At 69.2% G+C, this 20,361-nt stretch carries 19 protein-coding genes; 4 read left to right on the top strand and 15 right to left on the bottom strand.

Annotation, left to right across the window (positions count from 1 at the left end):
- Positions 1–27: 27 nt before the first annotated feature.
- Both K0817_RS03660 and K0817_RS03655 read right to left on the bottom strand, forming a co-directional pair.
- The gene (locus tag K0817_RS03660) at positions 28–903 is read right to left on the bottom strand and encodes a PaaX family transcriptional regulator C-terminal domain-containing protein (protein ID WP_219980014.1); all 876 of its coding nucleotides are present in this window, start codon (positions 901–903) and stop codon (positions 28–30) included.
- Positions 904–941: 38 nt separating this feature from the next.
- Positions 942–2,438 carry an aldehyde dehydrogenase family protein gene (locus K0817_RS03655; protein ID WP_219980013.1) on the bottom strand — a complete coding sequence of 499 codons (1,497 nt, stop codon included), beginning with the start codon at positions 2,436–2,438 and terminating at the stop codon, positions 942–944.
- 165 nt (positions 2,439–2,603) lie between these two features.
- Here K0817_RS03655 and K0817_RS03650 point away from each other — a divergent pair, with 165 nt between their 5' ends.
- Positions 2,604–3,263 (top strand): GntR family transcriptional regulator, encoded by a 660-nt coding sequence (locus K0817_RS03650; protein WP_219980012.1) that lies wholly within the window; start codon positions 2,604–2,606, stop codon positions 3,261–3,263.
- 102 nt (positions 3,264–3,365) lie between these two features.
- Here the strand turns inward: K0817_RS03650 and K0817_RS03645 are convergent, their stop codons facing one another.
- From K0817_RS03645 to K0817_RS03625, 5 genes are read right to left on the bottom strand one after another with little or no spacing between them, the layout of a single operon-like run.
- Entirely contained in the window at positions 3,366–4,631 is a 1,266-nt protein-coding gene (locus tag K0817_RS03645) for an ABC transporter substrate-binding protein (protein ID WP_253735157.1), read from the bottom strand.
- A 32-nt stretch (positions 4,632–4,663) separates the two neighbouring features.
- Entirely contained in the window at positions 4,664–5,716 is a 1,053-nt protein-coding gene (locus tag K0817_RS03640) for a branched-chain amino acid ABC transporter permease (RefSeq protein ID WP_219980011.1), read from the bottom strand.
- Positions 5,716–6,597 carry a branched-chain amino acid ABC transporter permease gene (locus K0817_RS03635; RefSeq protein ID WP_219980010.1) on the bottom strand — a complete coding sequence of 294 codons (882 nt, stop codon included), beginning with the start codon at positions 6,595–6,597 and terminating at the stop codon, positions 5,716–5,718. Before K0817_RS03635 ends, K0817_RS03640 begins: the two co-directional genes overlap by 1 nt.
- 3 nt (positions 6,598–6,600) lie before the next feature.
- Complete coding sequence (locus K0817_RS03630) at positions 6,601–7,311, bottom strand: ABC transporter ATP-binding protein (RefSeq protein ID WP_219980009.1); 711 nt, start codon at positions 7,309–7,311, stop codon at positions 6,601–6,603.
- Positions 7,298–8,077, bottom strand: a complete 780-nt coding sequence (locus K0817_RS03625) for an ABC transporter ATP-binding protein (protein ID WP_219980008.1) — start codon at positions 8,075–8,077, stop codon at positions 7,298–7,300. Before K0817_RS03625 ends, K0817_RS03630 begins: the two co-directional genes overlap by 14 nt.
- A gap of 310 nt (positions 8,078–8,387) precedes the next feature.
- On the opposite strand from K0817_RS03625, the gene K0817_RS03620 reads away from it, so the two are divergent.
- From K0817_RS03620 to K0817_RS03610, 3 genes are all read left to right on the top strand, one after another.
- The gene (locus K0817_RS03620; protein ID WP_219980007.1) at positions 8,388–9,767 is read left to right on the top strand and encodes an aminomethyl transferase family protein; all 1,380 of its coding nucleotides are present in this window, start codon (positions 8,388–8,390) and stop codon (positions 9,765–9,767) included.
- Between the two features lie 61 nt (positions 9,768–9,828).
- Positions 9,829–10,734, top strand: a complete 906-nt coding sequence (locus K0817_RS03615) for an IclR family transcriptional regulator (protein WP_219980006.1) — start codon at positions 9,829–9,831, stop codon at positions 10,732–10,734.
- Positions 10,731–11,522, top strand: a complete 792-nt coding sequence (locus tag K0817_RS03610) for a DUF1932 domain-containing protein (protein WP_219980005.1) — start codon at positions 10,731–10,733, stop codon at positions 11,520–11,522. Before K0817_RS03615 ends, K0817_RS03610 begins: the two co-directional genes overlap by 4 nt.
- A gap of 64 nt (positions 11,523–11,586) precedes the next feature.
- On the opposite strand, the gene K0817_RS03605 is transcribed toward K0817_RS03610, so the two are convergent.
- The 8 genes from K0817_RS03605 to K0817_RS03570 form a co-directional block, all read right to left on the bottom strand.
- Positions 11,587–12,843, bottom strand: coding sequence for an ABC transporter substrate-binding protein (locus tag K0817_RS03605; protein WP_219980004.1), 1,257 nt, complete (start codon positions 12,841–12,843; stop codon positions 11,587–11,589).
- Positions 12,840–14,036, bottom strand: a complete 1,197-nt coding sequence (locus K0817_RS03600) for a branched-chain amino acid ABC transporter permease (RefSeq protein ID WP_219980003.1) — start codon at positions 14,034–14,036, stop codon at positions 12,840–12,842. The genes K0817_RS03605 and K0817_RS03600 overlap by 4 nt, the downstream gene beginning before the upstream one ends.
- Complete coding sequence (locus tag K0817_RS03595; RefSeq protein WP_219980002.1) at positions 14,033–14,917, bottom strand: branched-chain amino acid ABC transporter permease; 885 nt, start codon at positions 14,915–14,917, stop codon at positions 14,033–14,035. Before K0817_RS03595 ends, K0817_RS03600 begins: the two co-directional genes overlap by 4 nt.
- Entirely contained in the window at positions 14,914–15,783 is an 870-nt protein-coding gene (locus K0817_RS03590) for an ABC transporter ATP-binding protein (protein ID WP_219980001.1), read from the bottom strand. Before K0817_RS03590 ends, K0817_RS03595 begins: the two co-directional genes overlap by 4 nt.
- Entirely contained in the window at positions 15,780–16,550 is a 771-nt protein-coding gene (locus K0817_RS03585) for an ABC transporter ATP-binding protein (RefSeq protein ID WP_219980000.1), read from the bottom strand. The genes K0817_RS03590 and K0817_RS03585 overlap by 4 nt, the downstream gene beginning before the upstream one ends.
- Positions 16,551–16,671: 121 nt before the next feature.
- The gene (locus K0817_RS03580) at positions 16,672–17,865 is read right to left on the bottom strand and encodes an acyl-CoA dehydrogenase family protein (RefSeq protein WP_219979999.1); all 1,194 of its coding nucleotides are present in this window, start codon (positions 17,863–17,865) and stop codon (positions 16,672–16,674) included.
- Positions 17,862–18,746 (bottom strand): amidohydrolase family protein, encoded by an 885-nt coding sequence (locus tag K0817_RS03575; RefSeq protein WP_219979998.1) that lies wholly within the window; start codon positions 18,744–18,746, stop codon positions 17,862–17,864. Before K0817_RS03575 ends, K0817_RS03580 begins: the two co-directional genes overlap by 4 nt.
- Positions 18,743–20,359: an AMP-binding protein gene (locus tag K0817_RS03570; RefSeq protein WP_219979997.1), complete on the bottom strand. Its 1,617-nt coding sequence runs from the start codon at positions 20,357–20,359 to the stop codon at positions 18,743–18,745. The genes K0817_RS03575 and K0817_RS03570 overlap by 4 nt, the downstream gene beginning before the upstream one ends.
- Positions 20,360–20,361 lie beyond the last annotated feature (2 nt).

Here is a 20,361-nt window from a genome sequence, read left to right as displayed (position 1 = left end):
CTGCGCGTGACGTGCGTCAATGAAAGATCAACTATCGGTGAGGCGCCGGCGTGTCACGAGCCCGCTGGCGCCGGCATCGATCTCGCCGACGACGCCGCGCACGTGCTCTTCAGCCGGTGCCCCGAGCCGGTTGTAGAGCTGCATCCATGAACGACGGACACTCGCGCGCGGCCACTCCGTCGGAACCAGTTCGGCAGGCATGCCGGTGTCGAGCACGCGGAATGCCTGCCAGCTCAGCATGAGCCGCGTCCGCTCGACGAAGGCCGCGACCGGGGTCGTCGCATCCGTCGACGAGACGGCCGTCGCGAAGGCCCGGTACTGCTCCGCCACCGCCTGCAGGTCCCACGCGGCCTGGGGTCCGCCGGGGATCGAGGTCTCGAGAGTCGCGCGCATCGCGGTCACGTCGGCGATGCCGAGATCGCGCAGCTGCGCCATCGCCTCGGCCGCGTGATCGAGCGGCGAGACCCAGACGCCGTCATAGAGGGGCGCGAACCCGAGCCACTTCAGCCGCGACCGCGCGAGATGGCGCGTCGAGCGCTGCGACTCGGGGATCGAGAACGCCAGCACCGTCCACAAGCCGTCCCACGCCGGTTCTTCGACCCCGAACGCGTCGAGCCAGGCCGCCTCTTCGTCGACGATGGACACCGCACGCTCGGTGAGCCGGTGCGTGGTGCGCCGGCCGTCACGATCCGCGACGAGCAGGCCGCTCTTCGACATGCGGGCCAGCGTGGCGCGCGCCGCGGCTTCTTTGAGCCCGAGATCACCGAGCACCCGGACGAGCGCACCGGTCGGCATCGGCTCGTCGATGTGCCACCAGTAGTCGCCGAAGATCGTCAGCACGTGCCGCACCGGCGAGGCGCGGCGGATCCCGGGCCCGCCGGGCCCCTCGTCGGCGAGAGTCATGGCCTACATCATGGCACCCGCCCAACGGCGACCGAACGTCAGTGGGCCATGGCCGCGAGCGCCTCGGGATCGATCGTGGCGATCGAGCGGGTGTCCTGGAAGGCGCGGACGCCCTCGATGCCCTGCTCGCGACCGAAGCCGGACTGCTTCACGCCACCGAACGGAGCACGCAGGTCGAGGCGGGTCGCCCCATGGTCGTTGACCCACACGTAGCCGCACTCGAGCTGCGAGCCCACGCGCTGCGCCGACTCGGGTGAGGCGGTCCACACCGAGCCGCACAGTCCGCCCCACGTGTCGTTCGCGAGCCGCACCGCCTCGTCCTCGGTGTCGAAGGGGATGATCGGGATGACGGGCCCGAACTGCTCCTGCGTCACCACACGCAGCTCCAGTGGCGGGTCGACCACGATGGCGGGGCGCACGAAGTTGCCGCCGGCGAGGTCGCCGTCGGGCAGGGATCCGAACTCGCGGACGTCGGCTCCGGCATCCTTCGCCTCCTGGATGATCTCGTCGACGAACGCCTTCTGCGCCGGCTGGTGCAGCGGACCCATCGTGGTGCCGTCGTCGAGCCCGTAGCCGAGCTTGGCGTTCTCGAGCCTGGTCGTGAGCCCCGCGACGACCTCGTCCACGCGCGAGCGATGCACGAAGACGCGCTTGGCGTTCATGCAGATCTGCCCGGTGGTGTCGTAGACGGCCGCGAAGAGGCGATCCAGGTGGGTGTCGTCGAGGGTGGCGTCCTCGAGGAAGACCGCCGCGTCGTTGCCGCCGAGCTCGAGCGTCACGCGGGTCAGCGACTTCGACGCCATCTCCATGATGCGCTTGCCGCCGTTCACCGACCCGGTGAAGCACACCTTCGCCACGTCCGGGTTCTGGATGAGCCCGGCCATGTTCTCGTCCTTGCCGGTCACGACGTTCAGCACGCCGGGCGGCAGCTTCTCGGCCACCCGCTGGACGACCCGCGCGGTCGCCAGCGGCGCCGAGGGCGGCGGCTTCACGATCGCGGTGTTGCCCGCGAGCAGTGCGTGCGGCAGCGAGGCCCCGAGGATCGCGATCGGCCAGTTGAACGGCACGATCACCGTCACGACACCGAGCGACTGGTACGACACCTCGGTCGACACCGGGATCGCGCCCGGAACCACTGGCAGCGTCTTGGACGCATCGACCTCGTCGACCAGCATCAGCGCGAGATTCCACCGGATCTCGAACACCAGCGCGTCGACCCACGCCTCCATGCGCACCTTGCCGTTCTCCTGCGACAGGATCGCGGCATCCTCGTCGCGGTCGTCGGCGATCCCCGCGATCGCCTCGGTCATCAGGCGCGCCCGTTCCTGCGGACTCAGCGCCGACCAGGCAGGGTAGGCGGCCTTGGCGGCCGCGACCGCATCGGCCACGTCCGCGGGCGTCGCCGCGGCCGCCTCGCCGACGATCGCACCCTTCTTTCCCGGGTCGGCGATCGGCAGCACCTCGTCGGTGAAGCGCTCCTCACCCCCGATGAACAGGCCCGTCCGAACTCCGGTCTCCGTTGCAGTGCCGCTCATGGCACGACCACCTCTCTGTGCGTCGATTCGCCCGGGTTCCAGCGTGCATCTTCCATACGCGCGAATCAAGATTGTCGACGATATTCGCGTGAATCTCGTATGAAATAGCCTGGTCACCGGATAGTGTCGGAGCACGGACGACGGCGTCGAGAGGGGACAGCAGAGATGACGGATGCCGCGGCGACGGCGGTCGACGAGACCACCGAACGCTTCGACCTCACGCAGCAGATCCGGGATGCCATCCTGGACGCGCAGTTCGCTCCCCACCAGCGTCTGATCGAAGCCGACCTGAGCGAGAAGTACGGCGCCTCCCGTGCCGCCGTCCGCACCGCGCTGCTCAATCTCGCCGGTGAGGGCCTGGTCGAACGACTTCCCAACCGCGGCGCACGCGTGCGCGCCATCAGCGTCGACGAGGCCATCGAGATCGTCGAGGTGCGCATCGGGCTCGAGACGCTGTGCGCCCGCAAGGCCACCGAGAACCTGACCGACCAGGACGCCGCCGAACTGCGCAATCTTCGTGCGGCGATCGAGGTCGCGGTGACGTCCGGCAACCTCGTCGAGTACTCGCGCCTCAACCAGGAGCTCGACCGGCGGATCCGCGATCTCAGCCGCCACGCGACGGCGACGCAATTGCTCGAGCGTCTGCGCGCGCAGTCCGCGCGCCACCAGTTCCGGCTCGCGTTCCACCCCGGCCGGGCCGCGCGCTCGGCGCCCGAGCACATCGCGATCATCGACGCCATGCTCTCGCGAGACCCCGCTGCCGCCGAAGCCGCGACCCGCGCGCACCTGACGGGCATCGTCGACGTGCTCCACGGCATGGAGTGACGGCCCGGCGAGACGCCGAGCACGAGCCGCCGCACGCCGCCTCGGCGTACGAATGAGGGGGCGACCGGATGCCTCCGGCCGCCCCCTCATCGTGGGCTCAGGTCACTCGCCCCAGGTTTCGGCCGGCGCGTAGCCGCTGCCGTTGTACTTCACGACCTGCAGCGACGACACCGCCGGCTGCCCGTCCTGCGTCGTGTCGACCGCGGTGCCCTCGAGCATCAGCGGCGCCTGGAAGTCCGAGATCGTCCGCAGCTGCTCCATGAAGTCCTCGCGGGTGGGCTCGGTCATCTTGGCGAAGACCTGCTCCAGCGTCGCGCCGATCATGTAGCTCCACATGCAGTGCGGGAAGGCCGGCACATCCGGGTAGTTCGCGTACTCGGCGAGGTTGTCGAGGAAGCCCACGACGTCCTCGTCCTCGGCGAACGCCGGGCTCTGCGGAGCCTTCGCGAACGACACCGTGTACACGCCGGGGAACGCGGTCGCCCCACCGGGCTCGAGGATCGCTCCCGGGCTCGACGTGTTCGATGGCAGGAACCAGCTGGGCAGCCAGCCGAGCTCCTGCGTCTTCTGCAGCGACGAGATCACCAGCGGGGTGATCGACATCGCGTTGAAGAAGACGTCCGCATCGGTCGCGGCCAGCTCGGTCAGCTGCGCGTCCACCGAGGCGTCGGTGGCCTCGTAGGTGAGCTCACCCACGATCTCGATGTTGTCGGATCCTTCGATCGCGGACTTGAAGCCCTCGACATAGCCCTCGCCGTAATCGTCGTTCTGCGACAGGATCGCGACCTTGTGGTCCTCGCCGGAGCTTGCCAGCAGCTCGCCGAAGGCTGCGCCCTCGTTCTGGTAGATCGGCACGAAGCCGAGCTGCCACGGGCTCTCCTCGGCGTCGCTGAAGATCGGGTCACCCGTCTGGATGAGCACCTGGGGAACCTCGTCGGCGATGGCCGCCTCACGCCATGCGCGGTTGGTCGGGGTGCCCAGGCCCGAGGTCATCGCGAACACGCTGCCCTTGAGCTGGTCGTAGTTGGCCTTGGCCTTCTGCGGGTCGTACTCGTCGTCCAGCGCCTCGATCTCGACGGTGCGGGTCTGGCCATCGCCGAACTCGATGCCGCCTTCGGCGTTGCGGGCGCCGAAGTATGCGGTGATGCCGGCCACGGTGCAGGTGCCCGGTCCCGCGGTCGGGCCGCTCAGCGGAGTCGTGATGCCGAGCGTGATGGACGAGTCGGTGATGCCGGGGCTGGCGGCCGTTTCGCCGTCGCCCCCTCCGTCGCCGCCTCCGCCTCGGGCGCATCCGGCAGCGAGGACGGCGACGACGCCGATTCCCGCGACGACCGAAGCGACCCGCATCCTCTTGCGGTTGATGCTCATTGGTCTTGCCTCTCTCTTGGTGATTCGTGTGGTTAAGACGACGGTGTGGCGTCGGACGACGGTGTGGCGTCGGACGACCGTGTGGGTGGCGACGAGGCGCGGCGACGTCGCCACAGCCTCGGGAGCGAGACCAGCCCGCCAGGAAGGACGAACAGCACCACCAGCAGGATCGCGCCCTGCAGGACGGCGGTGATGTTCGGGTCGATGATGTTCGTGATCTGCGGGACGAGCACGTACCAGGCACCGCCCAGCAGCGAGCCGAAGATGCTTCCGGCGCCGCCGATCACCATCGACGCGAGCAGCTCGATGGAGTGTCCGAAGTGGAGTGTCTCGGGCGAGGTGTACTGCACGACCACCATGTAGAGGAATCCGCTCACGCCGCCGATGAGGGACGCGATGGTGAACGCGAGCACCTTGTAGCGGTACGGCGAGACCCCCATGGATGACGCGACCGCTTCGTTGCCCTTCACGATGGCGAACGCGCGCCCGTATTTGCCGTGCACGAGGTTGCGGGTGAGCAGGAACGTGATGCCGCCGATGAGGAACACCAGGTACAGCTGCCACTGATCGTCGTACAGGCCCGTCCATTCCGGGGCATCCGTGAATCGCGCCGACGTGCCCTGCGAACCGCCCGTGAACTCTGACAGGCGCTTGGCGAGCGGCACGCCGACAATGGGCAGGGCGATCGTGACCATGGCGATGGCGAGCCCGCCGAGCCGTGCCGCGGCGAGGGCGATGAGCAGGCCCACCACGGCGGGCACGATGCAGGCCAGCACGAACACCAGGACGACGTTCCAGTCCTCGTTGACGCCGTACGCCGTGACGTACGCGCCGAGCCCGACGAAGAAGATCTGCCCGAGCGAGACCTGGCCGGTGTAGCCCATCACGACGTTCAACCCCAGCACCGCGACGGCGAAGACGCCGATCCGCGCGATCGTCTGGTTCGCGAACTCGGGAAGCAGCAGCGGCAGCACCAGCAGGAGCACGACGATCAGCGCGACACCGGCCCACTGCACCCAGGGCTTGGCGAAGAACCCGGAGGCCCCGGCCGTGCTGGTGCGATTCAGATCCGTTGTGGTCGACATCAGACGCGCACCACCGCTTTCCGGCCGAACAGGCCCTGGGGCCGGAGGATCAGCACCACGAAGATGAGGATGAAGGGCACCGCGATCTTCAGATCGTGGCCGATGAACGGCACGTACACGGCGGCGAGATTCTCGAGAACGCCGATGAGCCACGCCGCGACGACGACTCCGACGGGACTCGACAAGCCGCCGAGGATGCACGCGGCCAGCGCGTAGACCAGCGCGGAGTCCATCATGCCGGGGGTCAGGGTCAGCTGCGGGGCGACGAGGACGCCGGCGACCGCGCCGAGCACGGCCGCGAGGCCCCAGCCCACCATGAGCAGCCGGCCGACCGGGAGCCCTGAGAACGCCGACGAATGCGGGTTGATGGCGACGGCCCGCAGCGCAAGTCCGAGCTTGGTGCCGATGATCAGCGCCTGCAGCAGGCCCATCATCGCCACGATCACGATGAAGGTCCCGAGAGAGCGGACGCTGATCACGGCGCCCGCGAACTCCACGGTCTCGAGGGGGAACAGCGACGGGAAGAGGCGATTGTTATAGGTCCAGATCCACGCGCAGATGCCCGTGATGAGCGTCAGGAGGCCGATCGTGACCACCACCGCGGTGTCGGGATCACCGCCTTCGAAGCGGCGGATGAGATAGCGCTCGATCACCGCCCCGAGCAGGAACGAGAACACGATCGCCACGAGGATCGCCCCGATGAGGGGCACACCCCACCCGTAGACCGCCCACGCAACGTAGGCCGACAGCACCGCCATACCGCCCTGGGCGAAGTTGATGAGGCCGGTGGACTGATTGACCAGCACGATCGCGAGCGCCAGCGCCGCGTAGATCGAACCGGTCGACAGCCCGTCGACCACCAGCTGGATGAACGTCCCCATCCGTCAGCCTCCCAGGTACGCGCGGCGGATCTCATCCATGCCGCGAAGCTCGGCGGACGTGCCCGAGAGCACGCTCCGGCCGGTCTCGAGCACGGTCGCGGTGTCGACGAGCGACAGGGCGAGGTTGGCGTTCTGCTCGACCACGAGCATCGCGATGCCGGATTCGCGGCGCAGCCGGCCGATCGCGTCATAGACGGATCGCGCGGTGCTGGGCGCGAGGCCCAGTGAGGCCTCGTCGAGCATCATGAGCCGGGGCTTGGCCATGATCGCCCGGGCCACCGCGAGCATCTGCTGCTCGCCGCCCGAGAGCGCCGAGCCGTTCGAGCGGATGCGCTCCTTGAGCTGCGGAAAGAGGTCGAGGCAGTACTCGGTGTCGGACGCGATGCCTTTGCGATCCTTGCGCAGGTAGGCACCGACCATCAGGTTCTCGCGCACCGTGAGATCCGACAGCGTGCCGCGGCCTTCGGGAACATGCGCGATGCCGAGCGCGGCGACCTGATCGGGCCGCATCCCCCGCAGGTCCTTGCCGTCGAAGCGGAGCGTGCCCGTGGACCGCACGGCTCCCGAGATCGCGCGCAGCGTGGTGGTCTTGCCGGCGCCGTTCGCGCCCAGGATGCCGACGGCGCCGCCCTCGGGGACCGTCAGCGAGACCCGCTCCAGCACCTGGATGGGTCCGTACGACGCGGTGAGATCGGCGAGCTCAAGCAGCGTCATCCGCGGCGTCCTTCCCGATATAGGCCTCGATCACCCGGGGGTCGGCCTGCGCCTCGGCGGCGGTGCCCTCCATGAGCTTGCTGCCGTGGTCGAGGACCATGACGCGATCGGTGAGCGCCGAGATGAGGCCCATGTTGTGCTCGACGATGATGACGGTGATGTCGGCATCCCGCACGCGTCGCACCGTCTCGATCAGCTGCTCCACCTCTTCGTGCGGCAGGCCCGCGGCCGGCTCGTCGAGCAGCAGCAGGCGCGGCTTCATCAACAGCGCACGGCACAGCTCGACACCCTTGTGAAGACCGTGCGACAGCTCGTCGGCGCGCATGCGCGCAGCCCAGCCGAGTCCGTGCGCCTCGAGGAGCTCCATCGCCTCGGTGCGAAGCTCCCTCTCGGCGCGGGATGTGCGCGGCAGCCGCAGCGACCATTCCACCGGACCGCCGGGAAGCCTGCTGTGCGCGCCGAGCAGCACGTTCTCGAGGACGGTCTCGCGCAGTTGCAGCGCCGGATGCTGGAACGTGCGGGCCAGGCCGTGCCGCGCGAGGGTGGCGGGCCTGGCGCCTCGCACTTCGACGCCGTCGATGCGGATGGACCCGGTGCTCGGGCGGTAGTGCCCGCTGATGCAGTTGAACAGCGAGGTCTTGCCGGCGCCGTTGGGGCCGACCAGGCCGAAGATCACACCCGGATCGACCTCGAACGAGACGTCCTGGAGCACCTTCACGCCGCCGAAGTGCAGGTTGACGTCGCTCACCGTCAATTGCGCGCCCATGCTGCCCTTTCGCTTCGTTGCGTCGTCGCGCCGACGATTCCACCGCTGGGCGGCGTCACCTCGACAGGGGACTCGAGTCCTCCCCTGCCTGGGAAACTACGGATCGCCGGTTGGATTGTCAACGATTTTGGTGTGAACCGCGCGACTGTGCGCGAATTGTGACCGTTCGCCCCCTGCATCGCTGCCGGGGCGTAGTCGATCGTCCTCCTCCCGCGAGTCCGCGGTCACGGCGAATTCTGTTCAACGGAATCATCCCACGCCCTCCGAGCGGCCCGACCTACGCTGACCGCAACGAACAGGAGGGTCGACGATGACCGAGACGAGCACCGAATCACTTGCCCAGGCGATCGAGCGAGCGGGCAGCCCCATCGAACTGCTGCGCAACCAGAACTGGCCGGCGTTCACCTTTCCGGTGGCCCCCGAGTTCACCAATTGGCGTGACGAGCAGCGGGCATGGAGCGCGACCGTCGCCCTCATGGACCAGTCCCATCACATGACGCAGCTGTTCCTCGACGGCGCCGACCTCATCCCGCTTCTGAGTTCCCTCTCGCCCAACACGTTCGCGACGTTCCGTCCCGGCGTGGCCAAGCAGCTGATCTCGGTCAACCAGAACGGTTACCTGATCGGCGACGGCATCCTCTTCTACAACTCCGAGGGGCCCGAGGGTCTGGTGCTCATCGGCCACCACATGCTCATCGACTGGGTGCGCTTCAACGTCGAGAAGGCTCAGGATGCCGGCAAGGACGTGCGCTCCCGGCTCGAGGCGAACTCCCACATGCGGCAGGGGCCGCCGACGTTCTACCGCTACGAGCTGCAGGGTCCGAAGGCCGACGTCGCGATGGAGAAGATCTTCGGCGGGCCGCCTCCCGAGATCAAGTTCTTCCACATCGGCGACGTCACGATCGCGGGACGTCCCGTGAAGGCCCTGCGCCACGGCATGGCCGGCCAGCCCGGGTTCGAGTTCTACGGCCCGTGGGAAGACAACGAGGTCGTGCTCGAGGCGATCCTCGAGGCGGGCGCCGAGCACGACATCCGTCGCGTGGGCGCCAAGGCCTACTCGTCGTCACCGCTCGAGTCCGGCTGGGTGCCGACGCCGTTCCCGGCGGTGTTCGACGACGACTTCGCCGAGTACCGCGAGTGGCTGCCCGCGGCGCGCATCGGGTCGGTCGCCGGCTCCCTGCACTCCGACGACGTTCACGACTTCTACATGACGCCCTTCGACATCGGGCTCGGCCGCTCGGTGCGGTTCGATCACGATTTCCACGGCCGTGAGGCGCTCGAGGGCCACGCCGAGAATCCGCGCCGCCGCAAGGTCACGCTGCTGTGGAACTCCGAGGATGTCGCGGCGGTGGTGCGGTCGCAGATCGAGCCCGGCACGCCGGCGAAGTTCCTCGACTTTCCGAAGGCCCGCTACGGCCTCTACCAGATGGACGAGGTGCGGCGCGGCGGCGAGCTGGTGGGCATCTCGACGGATGCCGGCTACGTCGCGTACGACCAGCTGTACATGTCGCTGGCGACCCTGGACGTCGGCATCGCCGAAGGCGAAGAGGTCGAGGTCGTGTGGGGCGAGGATCCCATCTCGCACAAGGACTCCGTGGACCGCCTGCACCGCCAGGTGCGCATCCGCGCGACCGTGGCACCCGCGCCGTTCCACGACTACGCCCGGACGGTCTATCGCTCCGACTCGTGACGGCAGCGTTCCGTTCATCGGAAACCCGGGCTAGCATGGCGGCGTCATCGAGGAGGATGCCGTGGCACGAGGATCAGCCGGCGAGTCGGTGCTGCACCGTCACCTGCGCGTGCTCGAGACGTTCGACGCGTGGCATCCGTTCCTCACCCTGAGTGAGATCGCCGACGGTGCCGGCATCCCCCGCTCCAGCGCCCACCGGCTGATCGCCGAGCTCGAGCAGGAGGGTCTGCTCGAACGGCTGCCCGATCGCACATACCGTCTCGGCGTGCGGCTATGGGAGTTCGCCAGCCGCACGCCCGGTGCGCTGGGCCTGCGAGAGATCGCTCGCCCGTGGCTGGGAGCGGTGCACGAGCGGGTGCGGCAGCACACGCAGCTGGGGGTGCTCAGCGGGCGGGACGTGCTGTTCATCGACCGGATGTCCACGCGCGACGCCGTCGTGAACGCGACGCTGATCGGCGGGCGGATCCCGCTGCACGCATCGTCGAGCGGGCTCGTGCTGCTGGCGCACGCCGACGCATCCCTCGTCGCCGACGTCGTCTCCGACGGCCTGCGCGTGTACACCGAGAAGACCATCCGCACCGCGGCCGAACTGCGCCAGCGCCTGCGACAGGTGCGCAGCGACGGTCATGCCGTGGCCGAGGGCTTCATCCACCTCGAGTCGCGGGGCGTCGCGGTGCCGGTCAACGGCCCCGGCGGCACCGTTTACGCCGCCATCGGCGTGGTCATCCCCAACGACGGCACATCCGCGCATCCATACGTCGAGCTGCTACGTCGCGCGGCTGCCGGCATCTCGCGCGACCTCGCCGCCGCCTACCGGCCCGATGTCGACGAGCGCACCCACGGCATCCGCTCGGTCGTGAGCGGATCGCGGCGGTCGCTCGAGTACTTCGAGAGCCTCGAGACCAACCCGCATGACGCGGGAGTGCTGCACGACGCTCTCACCGAGCAGGCGGGCGGGCGGCGATGACCGGGGATTCGACGACGGTCACCGTCCTCGGGCTCGGCGAAGCGGGGCGGCGCTACGCGAGCGGTCTGGCCCGCGCCGGTGCCGTGGTCCGCGGTTTCGATCCCGCCCATCAGCTGGACGCCCCCGAGGTCACGCAGTTCACGGACCTGGCCGCCGCCCTGCACGGAGCCGACGTCGCGCTCAGCCTGGTGAGCGGCCGGGCCGCGGCATCCGTCGCCCGAGACGCCCTGCCGCACCTGCCCCGGGGCTCGGTGTACGCCGACCTCAACACCGGCTCGCCCGAGGTCAAGCAGCAGATCGCCCGGCTCGCGGCGGACCGCGAGGTGCTGATGGCGGATGCCGCGGTGCTCGGCCCCGTCGTTCGGGCAGGGCACCGCACCCGGGTGCTCGCGAGCGGGCCGGGTGCTCAGGCTCTGGCCGATCTGCTCGCGCCATTCGAGGTCCCCGTCGAGGTGCTCGCTGCCGGCGCGGGCGAGGCGGCGAGACTGCGACTGCTACGGAGCGTCTTCATGAAGGGCCTCGCCGCGCTCGTGATCGAGGGGCTCGATGCCGCACGCGCGTCCGGCGCCGAAGGCTGGCTGCACGAGCAGATGGCGCGCGAACTCGGACCCGACGGCGACGCGCTCGTGCACCGGCTCGTCGAGGGAACCCGGCGCCATGCGGCACGCCGCGAGCACGAGGTGCGCGATGCTCTGGCGATGCTCGAATCCGCCGGGCAGCCGGCCGACATGACGCGCGCGACCCTGGCCTGGCTCGAGCGGCTCGCCGGCGGTGACGAAACCGCCTGACACCGATGGAAAGGACGATGCCCGCCCGCGGAAGCGGACGGGCATCGTCGGGGCGAACGCGGGCTCAGAAGTCCGGACCGCGTCCGTCCGGCGCGACGTACATGGTCGCGAGCGCTCGGAGGCTGCCCGGCGCGGCGGGGTCGTAGGCGAAGATCGACGACGTGTCGGGCTGCAGCCGATCCTCGGCCGGGCCGTAGGTCATGTCGCCGTTGAGCCCGAGGTAGCTGACCTTGTCGAGCTCGACCATCGCGTTCATGATCCCGGCGCCCGAAAGGTCGCCCAGTTCGACGGCCTTCTCGAGGATCGTCGATGCCGTGATGGCCTGCATGAAGCCGTAGACGTTCTGCATCGTGGGGGTCGTGCCCAGCTGCTCGGTGAGCAGGTCGATGCCCTCGATCGAGGTGTCGTCCAGGTTGCCGGCGAGTCCCGTGATGAGGAAGTTCTCGGCGAGGTAGCCGGCGATGTCGGTGTCTTTGAACGACTGGGCGATCGCGAAGAACTCGGCCAGCCACACCGGCGCGTAGTCGAGCTGCGTGGCCGCGGCGACCAGGTTGGGCACGTTGTTCGTGGCACCGCCGAAGACGACGACCTCGCACTCGGCGTTCTTCAGGGTCTGCACCTGCGCGGTGAACGCGGTGTCGGTGGGCGCGAACTCGGTCTTCGGGCCGAGGGTGAACCCCAGCTCCTCACTCGCGTACTCGAGGGCGATCTGGCGCGCTTCGCCGGACTGGTCGGCCTGGATCATCGAGCACACCGTCGATTCCGTGGTGATCTGCCCCTCTTCGAACAGGTACGACAGCGTGTTCCACGTGTTCGACTGGTACGACGTGAACGTCATGCCGAGGTTGGGCTGCTTCGTGAACCTCGAGCTCTGCGTCGACGGCAGCGCCACGGCGTCGTCCTGCTCGAGGATCGGCAGCAGCGCCTCGGTCGACGCGTCGCCCAGCACGCCCGAGAGCATGACGACCTGAGCCTTGATGCGCTGGTACTCCTGCACGGCCAGCTGCGGGTTGTACTGGTTGTCGGCGGTGACGACCTCGACCGGGTACTGCCCGGCGATGCCGCCCTCGGCGTTGACGATGTCGTAGTAGGCCTGCTGTCCCGCGACCTGTTCGTTCGACGACGGCGCCAGCGGTCCGCTGAGCGCGGTCATCTGGCCGACGTGGATCACCCCGTCCGACAGGTCGAAGCCCGGGACGGCTGCCAGTTCCTGGGCCCCGTCGTCAGGGGTGTCGCCGGTCGAAGCGGTCTGGACGGCGCACGACGTCAGCAGCAACGCTGCTGCGGCCATGCTGAGGACGCCGAGAGTGCGGATTCTCACGAGCTGGGTCCTTCCTTCTGTGTGGTGGATTCCCCTGGTGCGGGGTCGGATGCCGCGCCACGCGCGGCTGGCGCGCGCGAGGCGCGAGCGGGTCGGTGGAAGAACGAGATCAGGCCGCCGCGGCGGAAGAGCAGGAAGACGACGATGAGGACGCCGTACACGATGAGGCCGAAGCCCGACACGCTCACGCCGCCCTGCTCGCCCGGCTTCGAGATGAAGGGCAGGTAGTCCGACAGCCAGATCGCCATGACCGGCACGAGTCCGATGAACAGGGCGCCGAGCACCGGGCCCCAGATGCTCGCGAGACCGCCGATCACGATGATCGCGACGTACTGGATCGACAGGTCCAGCCCGAAGTTCTCGGGCCGGATGTACTGCAGCTGCACCCCGAGCAGGCCGCCCGCGAGACCGCCCAGCACGGACGAGACGATGAAGGCGTTCATCATCGACGGCAGCCGCCGCACGCCCAGAACTTCGGCGGCGAGGTCGTGATCGCGGATGGCCTGCATCGCCCTGCCCGAACGCGAGCGTACGATGTTCGCCGTCGCCAGCAGCACGAGGGCCAGGATCACCCAGCACAGGATGAACATGCCCTGCTCGCGCGTGAGCAGGAACGGACCGATCTGCAGCGAGGTGAAATCGAGCGGTCCGATCGCCACCGGCGCGGTCACGACCGTGCCGTTCAGACCTCCGGTGAAGGCGGGCAGATTGCGTGCGGCGTAGATGCCGATGTACACCAGCCCGAGCGACACGATCGCCAGGTACGGCCCGCGCAGCCGCAGGGCGAACGGCGCGACGAGGGCGCCGAGGGCTCCGGCGAACAGGGCGGCAAGGGGCAGCCACAGCAGGAACGGCAGCCCGAGCTGCCCGCCCAGCACCTGTCCGCTGAACGCGCCGGCACCGACGAAGAAGGCATGACCGAGCGAGATCTGACCGGCATAGCCGGTCAGCAGGTTCAGGCCCGTGGCGGCGATGGCGGCGATCGCCGCCGTGGTGAGGACGGTCAGCACGTACCCGTTGCCGATGTTCAGCGGCACGGCGAAGATGGCGACGACGAACACGATCGCGAGGATCTTCGTCGTGAGCGTGCCGAACAGCCGCGGGGCGCGCGCGCGGGTGCTGCGGCCGAGCACCGCACCGGCGGAGTTGGCGTCGGCAGAGTTCGCTTCTGCGTGGCGGACGGTGGCGGTCATGCGCGTCTGATCTCCTTGCGTCCGAAGAGTCCGGCGGGCCGGATGAGCAGGATCACGAGCATCACGAGATAGGGCACGACGTCGGCGAAGCCCGATCCCCAGCTCTCGGGCACCAGCGACACTGCGAACTGCTGCACGACGCCGATGATGAGACCGCCCACGACGGCGCCGAGCGGCGATTCGAGGCCGCCGAGGATGATGACCGGCAGCGCGAGGAAGGCATAGACCTCGAGGCCGGGTCTGACCCCGCCTCCGACAGTGGTCGACAGCACGACGCCGCCGAACGCACCGAGGGCGCCGGCGATGCCCCACGAGATGCCGAAGACGAACCGCGTGCTCACCCCCTGCGCCATGGCGGCCTCGCTGTCGATGGCCGTGGCTCGCAGGCTCAGGCCGATGCGCGTGAACCGGAAGAACAGGAAGAATCCCAGCAGCAGCACGGCGGTGATCGGGATGAGCGTCGCGTCGCGCGCGGTGATGCCGATTCCGGCGACGCGGATCACCTCCAGGGCCCACGGGTCGTCGAGGTTCAGCGAGTCGCCCGGCCAGATAGCCGTGACGATCGGGGCGACGGCGATCGTGACGCCGAAGGTGACCAGCAGTGCCGCGAAGTGGTCGGTGACGCGGTGCACGACGAGCGCCTCGAGCAGCACCGCGAACACCGCGACCGCCGCCATCGCGAGGACGACCCCGACCCAGAACGGGAGCCCCGCCTGGTGGATGAGCGCGTAGGCGAGGTAGGCGCCGAGGATCACGAAGCTGCCCTGGGCGAGATTAAGGATGCCGGAGGCTCGAGCAACGACCACGAATCCGAGAGCCAGCACGGCGTAGAGGCATCCGAGTGCGATGCCCGACACGAGGGTCTGCAGGAAATCGGTCATCGGCCGGCCCCCTTCTTGGCGAGGCGCTTCGGGATCTTCAGCGCGATGTTCCCCGTGACCGTGGGATCCTCGATCTCGTCGGAGTCGCCGCCGAGATAGGCCGCGATGACGCGCGGATCCGAGATCGCGGCTCGCGGCGACTCGATCGTGATGGTCGTGCCGAAGTCCAGCACGAGCGACCGGTCGCCGAGTCGCGTCACGAGGCCCATATCGTGCTCGATCATGACGATCGTCAGGTCCAGCTCGCGCTTCGCGACCAGGATCCACTCGGCCAGCTCATCGGTCTCTTCGTCGTTCATCCCCGCGGCCGGCTCGTCCAGCAGCAGCAGCCGGGGTTCCACGGCGAGCGCCCGCGCGAGCTCGATGCGCTTCTTGATCCCGTAAGGCAGATCGCGGATCGGTCGGCTGAGGTAGTCGCCGAGACCCATCAGGTCGATGAGCGGCTCGCACGCCTGCCGCGCGATCGTCTCTTCGCGCCGTGCTCGACCCCACCACACCGCACCGCTGAGCACCCCGGAGCGCATCAGACGCTGGCGTCCGAGCACGACGTTGTCCATCACGTCCATGTGCTCGAACAGCGCGAGGTTCTGAAAGGTCCGGGCGATGCCGAGGTCGGCCAGCGCGGTGCGCTTGGCCTCGAGCAGCGAGCGGCCGTCGAAGATCACCGTGCCGCCGGTCGGGCGGTAGATGCGGCTGATGACGTTCAGCAGCGACGTCTTGCCCGCCCCGTTCGGTCCGATCACGGTGAAGAACTCGCCCTCGGCCACGTCGAAGCCGATGCCGCGCAGGATGTGCAGGCCACCGATCGACAGCTCGAGGTCGCGCACCTGGAGCAATGGCGCCGCGGCGGGGGCCGGAGCGCTCATGCCACCTCCTCCGATCCGAGTCCGAGCAGCAGTCGCTGCAGTCCCTCGTCGGAGCGGAGGTTCGCGGCGGTGTCCTGGTGGATGATGCGGCCGTGCTCGAGCACGTAGCCGCGGTCCGCGACGGCGAGCGCCATGGTCGCGTTCTGCTCGATGAGCAGCACGCTGGTGCCGGCATCCTGGATCGCGCGGATGGTGTCGCCGACAAAGGTCACGAGCTTCGGCGAGAGCCCGAGCGTCGGCTCGTCCAGCACCAGCAGCCGGGGCGAGGACATGAGCGCGCGTGCGACCGCGAGCATCTGCTGCTCGCCGCCCGACAGCAGTCCGGCCGCTTGGTCCCGCCGCTCGGCCAGGAGCGGGAACAGCTCGAACATCTGCTCACGGTTCTCGCGCAGTGCGGCTCCGCGCACGGTCACCCCGCCCATGTCGAGGTTCTCGCTGACCGACATGCCGCCGAAGATGCGCCGGCCCTCGAGCGTCTGCGCGACGCCGTGGCGCACGATGGCTCGCGGCGAGCGGTGGGTCAGATCCTCGCGGAAGCTGCGGATCGAACCCGCCGTGACAGATCCGCCTTGCGCCGGCAGCAGCCCGGTCACCGCGCGGGCGAGTGTCGACTTGCCCGCGCCGTTCAGCCCCATCAGGGTCACGACCTCGCCGTCGCCCACCCGGAGGTTCACATCGCGCAACGCCGTGATCGATCGTCCGTACCGCACGCTCAGCCCGGAGACATCCAGCGCGTCCTCGGTCTTGATGCTGTCGTCTTGGCTCACAGGTCCGGTCCTCCTCGACCACCTCGCCCTTCACGCATCGCCGCGGTCCGGGTCACACCAGTATCAGGCAACCTGAAATGCAAATCAAGAGAGATCTCACCGGATCGCGAGGCGGGACGGCTCAGCGAGTGAACGCGCTGTGGCCGGTCAGCGCTCGGCCCACGATCAACGTGTTGACCTCGCGCGTGCCCTCGAAGGTGTACATCGCCTCGGCATCGGCGAAGAAGCGCACCACGTCGTAATCCAGCAGCACGCCGTTGCCGCCGACCGTCTCGCGCGCGAGCGCCACGGACTCGCGCAGCCGGTCGGCGGCCACGAGCTTGATCAGGCTCGGCGAGACGTCGTCGTCGATGGGGTGGGTGGTCGTGCGCACCGCCAGGGCGAGAGTCTGCGCGATGTTCGCCACGATGCGCACGAGCTTGTCTTGGATGAGCTGGAATCCCGCGATCGGACGCCCGAACTGCTCCCGCCGCTGCGCGTACTCCAGCGCCGCGGCATACGCGCCAAGCTGCATCCCCGCCGCACTCCACGCGATGTCTGCGCGCAGTGAGCGGAACGCCCGGTTGATGTCGCGGAAGCTCTCGATCCGCGGAAGCCGGCGCTCCTCGGGCACGACGACGCCATCGAGGCGGATGTCGGCGTTGTGCACCATGCGCGTGGCACCCTTGTGCGCCATCACTGCGCGCTCGACGCCCGGCGCGTCGGCAGGCACGACGAAGGCCAGCACGCGATCGCCGCCCGCCTCTCGGGCGACCACGACGATGTTGTCCGAGATGGTGGCGTTGCCGATCCAGCGCTTGGCGCCATCGATGACCCAGCCCTCGGCGGTCCGCCGCGCCGTGGTCGACATGCCGCCGGCGACGTCCGACCCATGGTCGGGCTCACTGAGGGCGAAGCATCCCGTGAAGGAGAAATCCAGGATGCCGGGGTCCCACGTGGCGATCTGCTCCGGGCTGCCGCCCGCGTGGATCAGCGTGCGGAACATGCCCACCTGCCCGCCGTACGTGATCGACATCGCGAGGTCGAGCCGGCACAGTTCGAGCGTCACGAACCCCCGGTACAGCGGGCGCAGCCGGCGGGCGCCGCCCGGCAGCACAGCGGAGTGCCCGAGCAGTCCGGGGTCATCGAGCAGGTGCAGGTCGGCGAGCGGCCTGCGGAAGTCGGCCAGCGACTGGCCGCTCTCCCACCTTTCGACCAGCACCGGGCGCACGTGCTCGTCGAGGTAGGCCCGCAATTGCGCGAGCTTCGCCCGCTCGGCGGCGGTCAGGTCATCGGCGAAGCCCAGCAGGTCGCCGGGGTACTCCAGCCCGCTCATGCGCTGCCCGCGACGGACTCGAGGCCGAGCAGCCGGACGGCATTCTCTTTGAGCACGAGCTGTTGCACCTCCTCGGGCAGCTCCAGCCCGGCGAAATCGCGCAGCCACCGGTCGGGTGTGAGCGCCGGAAAGTCCGAGCCGAACAGCATCTTGTGCTTCAGGTACGTGCGGGTGGCGCGCACCAGCGCGGGGCTGAAGTACTTCGGCGACCAACCCGACAGGTCGATCCACACGTTCGCCTTGTGCGTCGCGATCGAGATCGCCTCGTCCTGCCACGGCACGCTCGGGTGGGCCATGATGATCGACAGTCCCGGATGCCGCGCCGCGACATCGTCGAGCAGCATGGGGTTCGACAGCCCCAGCCGCAGGCCGAGACCGCCGGGAACCCCCGCTCCGACGCCGGTCTGGCCGGTGTGGACCACGATCGGCAGCCCGAGCTCTTCGATGGCGCCGAACAAGGGGATGAACCGCTCCGCTGAGGGGTCGAACCCCTGCACCGTGGGGTGGAACTTGAATCCGCGCACGCGCAGCTCGGACGCCTGTCGCCGCAGCTCGTCGATCGCGGCGTCGCCCTGCAGCGGGTCGACCGAGCCGAACGCGATGAGCGTGTCGGCATTGCGGGCCGAGCCCGCGGCGATGTCGTCGATGCTGTTCGGAGCGTGGCCGGTGTTGGTGGTGGCATCCACCGTGAACACCACCGCCATCATGTCGCGCTCGCGGTAGTACTGTGCCGTCTCGTCGACGGTGCGCACCGGCTCGGAGCTGCCGAAATAGCGGTCCATCGCCTCGCGCTGCTCGGTCGATGCGCCGAAATGACCGCTGTCGTCGACTTGGATGTGGACGTGGGTGTCGATCGCGCGGATGCGCTCGAGGTCGATCATGCGGATGCCTCCTGGGTTCGGTCGGTCACGACCTCGGCGCGCAGTCTGCCGACGTCGACCTTTCCGGTGGGTGTGCGGTCCATCGACGCCCGGAAGAAGATGTGGCGCGGGCGCTTGTAGCCGGCGAGCAGCCCGTCGACGTGGGCGAAGAGCTCGTCGGCCGTGACCTCGTCGGCGCGCTGGACGACCGCGGTCACGATCTCGCCGAACCGGGGATCGGGAGCACCGAGCACCACGACGTCGGCCACCGCCGGGTGCGTGAGCAGGGCCTCCTCGACCTCCAGCGGATAGACCTTCTCGCCCCCGGTGTTGATCACGCCGCTGCCGCGACCGAGGAACTCGATGTGCAGGTCGTCCTCGACGCGCACCCAGTCCCCGGGCACCACATGCCGGACGCCGTCGATCACCGGGAAGGTGGCCGCCGTCTTGTCGGGATCGCCGTGATAGCCCAGCGGCAGCGCGCCGCGTTGCGCGAGCACGCCGAGGGCACCGGGACGGTGCTGCACCTCGTTGCGGTGCTCATCGAGCACTACTGCCGTCGGGAACAGGCGGGGGCGACCCGGGAGGTCGTCGGTGCCCGTCGTCGTGGTCACAGCGAACCCACCGCCCTCCGTCGAGGCGAGCAGATCGAAGATCGACAGGTCTCCCAGCTGGTGCAGCCGGCGCTTGGTCTCGGGACTGAAGCGCATGCCCGAGCTCATCACCGACCTCACCGTGGGCAGAGTGATGCCCAGCCGTTCGGCGGTCTCGACGAGCGGGATCGTCACCGCATCACCCGCGACGATGACGCGGGTCGCCCCGGCCTCGTTCGCGAACCGCAGCGCGGCCTCGGCGTCCAGCCGCGCCGACGAGGTCACCAGCACGGTGCCGCCCAGGGTGAGCGTGTTCATCGAGGTCGTGAGGGCGGTGCCGTGCATGAACGGAGCGAGCGGCAGGTTCACGATGTGCGGCGTCGACGGGGCGCTCGCAATGGCGACCGCTTCGTCGAGGCTCTGCGGCCAGGCCAGGTCGCTGAGCGAGTAGGTGGCGAACATCTGGACCTCGAACATGTCCTGCTCGTCCCAGCGCACCGCCTTCGGCCGGCCCGTCGTGCCGCCCGTGTAGATCCACAGCTCCGCACCGTCGGGCGCGGCCGCGGGGAGCGGTTCGGGGTGCAGCTCACCCGTGCCGACGGCTTCGGTCCACGCGATGCCGGAAGGGGCCGGGGTGCCGTCGTCGACGACGCTCAGCAGCACGACCTCCGCGGCGGCCTGCTCGACGGCGTCCCGTGCCACCTGCGACATCGACGTCGGGTGGATGAGCACCTTGGCCTGCGAGTCGTCCAGGAGCTCGGCCACCTCGCCGGCGCGGAACCGGAAGTTCAGCGGCACGGGCGTGATGCCCGCGGCCAGGCACGCGAAGAACGCGATGAGGAACTCCGGGCGGTTGTAGAGCAGGATCGCCACGCGGTCGCCCGGAGCGACGCCGCGCGCGGCGAGCGTGGCCGCCAGAGCGCCGGCCTCGCGCGCGAAGCGGGCATACGTCCAGGTCTGTCCGTCGATCGTGCGGATCGCAGTGCGATCGGGCAAGGCGCGCGCGACGGCCTGCCACACGTCGGCGTAATGTCCGCGCATCC

It is taken from the genome of Microbacterium sp. HD4P20 (assembly GCF_019449275.2).
Taxonomy (GTDB): Bacteria; Actinomycetota; Actinomycetes; order Actinomycetales; family Microbacteriaceae; genus Microbacterium.
The sequence above is the reverse complement of the archived record's forward strand: the minus strand, read 5'-3'. Positions and strand labels throughout refer to the sequence as shown.

What these genes read in the sequence shown, in the direction of transcription:
- K0817_RS03660 (WP_219980014.1), bottom strand. Translation starts at nt 903, where the DNA reads ATGACTCTCGCCGACGAGGGGCCCGGCGGGCCCGGGATCCGCCGCGCC.
- K0817_RS03655 (WP_219980013.1), bottom strand. Translation starts at nt 2,438, where the DNA reads ATGAGCGGCACTGCAACGGAGACCGGAGTTCGGACGGGCCTGTTCATC.
- K0817_RS03650 (WP_219980012.1), top strand. Translation starts at nt 2,604, where the DNA reads ATGACGGATGCCGCGGCGACGGCGGTCGACGAGACCACCGAACGCTTC.
- K0817_RS03645 (WP_253735157.1), bottom strand. Translation starts at nt 4,631, where the DNA reads ATGAGCATCAACCGCAAGAGGATGCGGGTCGCTTCGGTCGTCGCGGGA.
- K0817_RS03640 (WP_219980011.1), bottom strand. Translation starts at nt 5,716, where the DNA reads ATGTCGACCACAACGGATCTGAATCGCACCAGCACGGCCGGGGCCTCC.
- K0817_RS03635 (WP_219980010.1), bottom strand. Translation starts at nt 6,597, where the DNA reads ATGGGGACGTTCATCCAGCTGGTGGTCGACGGGCTGTCGACCGGTTCG.
- K0817_RS03630 (WP_219980009.1), bottom strand. Translation starts at nt 7,311, where the DNA reads ATGACGCTGCTTGAGCTCGCCGATCTCACCGCGTCGTACGGACCCATC.
- K0817_RS03625 (WP_219980008.1), bottom strand. Translation starts at nt 8,077, where the DNA reads ATGGGCGCGCAATTGACGGTGAGCGACGTCAACCTGCACTTCGGCGGC.
- K0817_RS03620 (WP_219980007.1), top strand. Translation starts at nt 8,388, where the DNA reads ATGACCGAGACGAGCACCGAATCACTTGCCCAGGCGATCGAGCGAGCG.
- K0817_RS03610 (WP_219980005.1), top strand. Translation starts at nt 10,731, where the DNA reads ATGACCGGGGATTCGACGACGGTCACCGTCCTCGGGCTCGGCGAAGCG.
- K0817_RS03600 (WP_219980003.1), bottom strand. Translation starts at nt 14,036, where the DNA reads ATGACCGCCACCGTCCGCCACGCAGAAGCGAACTCTGCCGACGCCAAC.
- K0817_RS03595 (WP_219980002.1), bottom strand. Translation starts at nt 14,917, where the DNA reads ATGACCGATTTCCTGCAGACCCTCGTGTCGGGCATCGCACTCGGATGC.
- K0817_RS03590 (WP_219980001.1), bottom strand. Translation starts at nt 15,783, where the DNA reads ATGAGCGCTCCGGCCCCCGCCGCGGCGCCATTGCTCCAGGTGCGCGAC.
- K0817_RS03580 (WP_219979999.1), bottom strand. Translation starts at nt 17,865, where the DNA reads ATGAGCGGGCTGGAGTACCCCGGCGACCTGCTGGGCTTCGCCGATGAC.
- K0817_RS03575 (WP_219979998.1), bottom strand. Translation starts at nt 18,746, where the DNA reads ATGATCGACCTCGAGCGCATCCGCGCGATCGACACCCACGTCCACATC.
- K0817_RS03570 (WP_219979997.1), bottom strand. Translation starts at nt 20,359, where the DNA reads ATGCGCGGACATTACGCCGACGTGTGGCAGGCCGTCGCGCGCGCCTTG.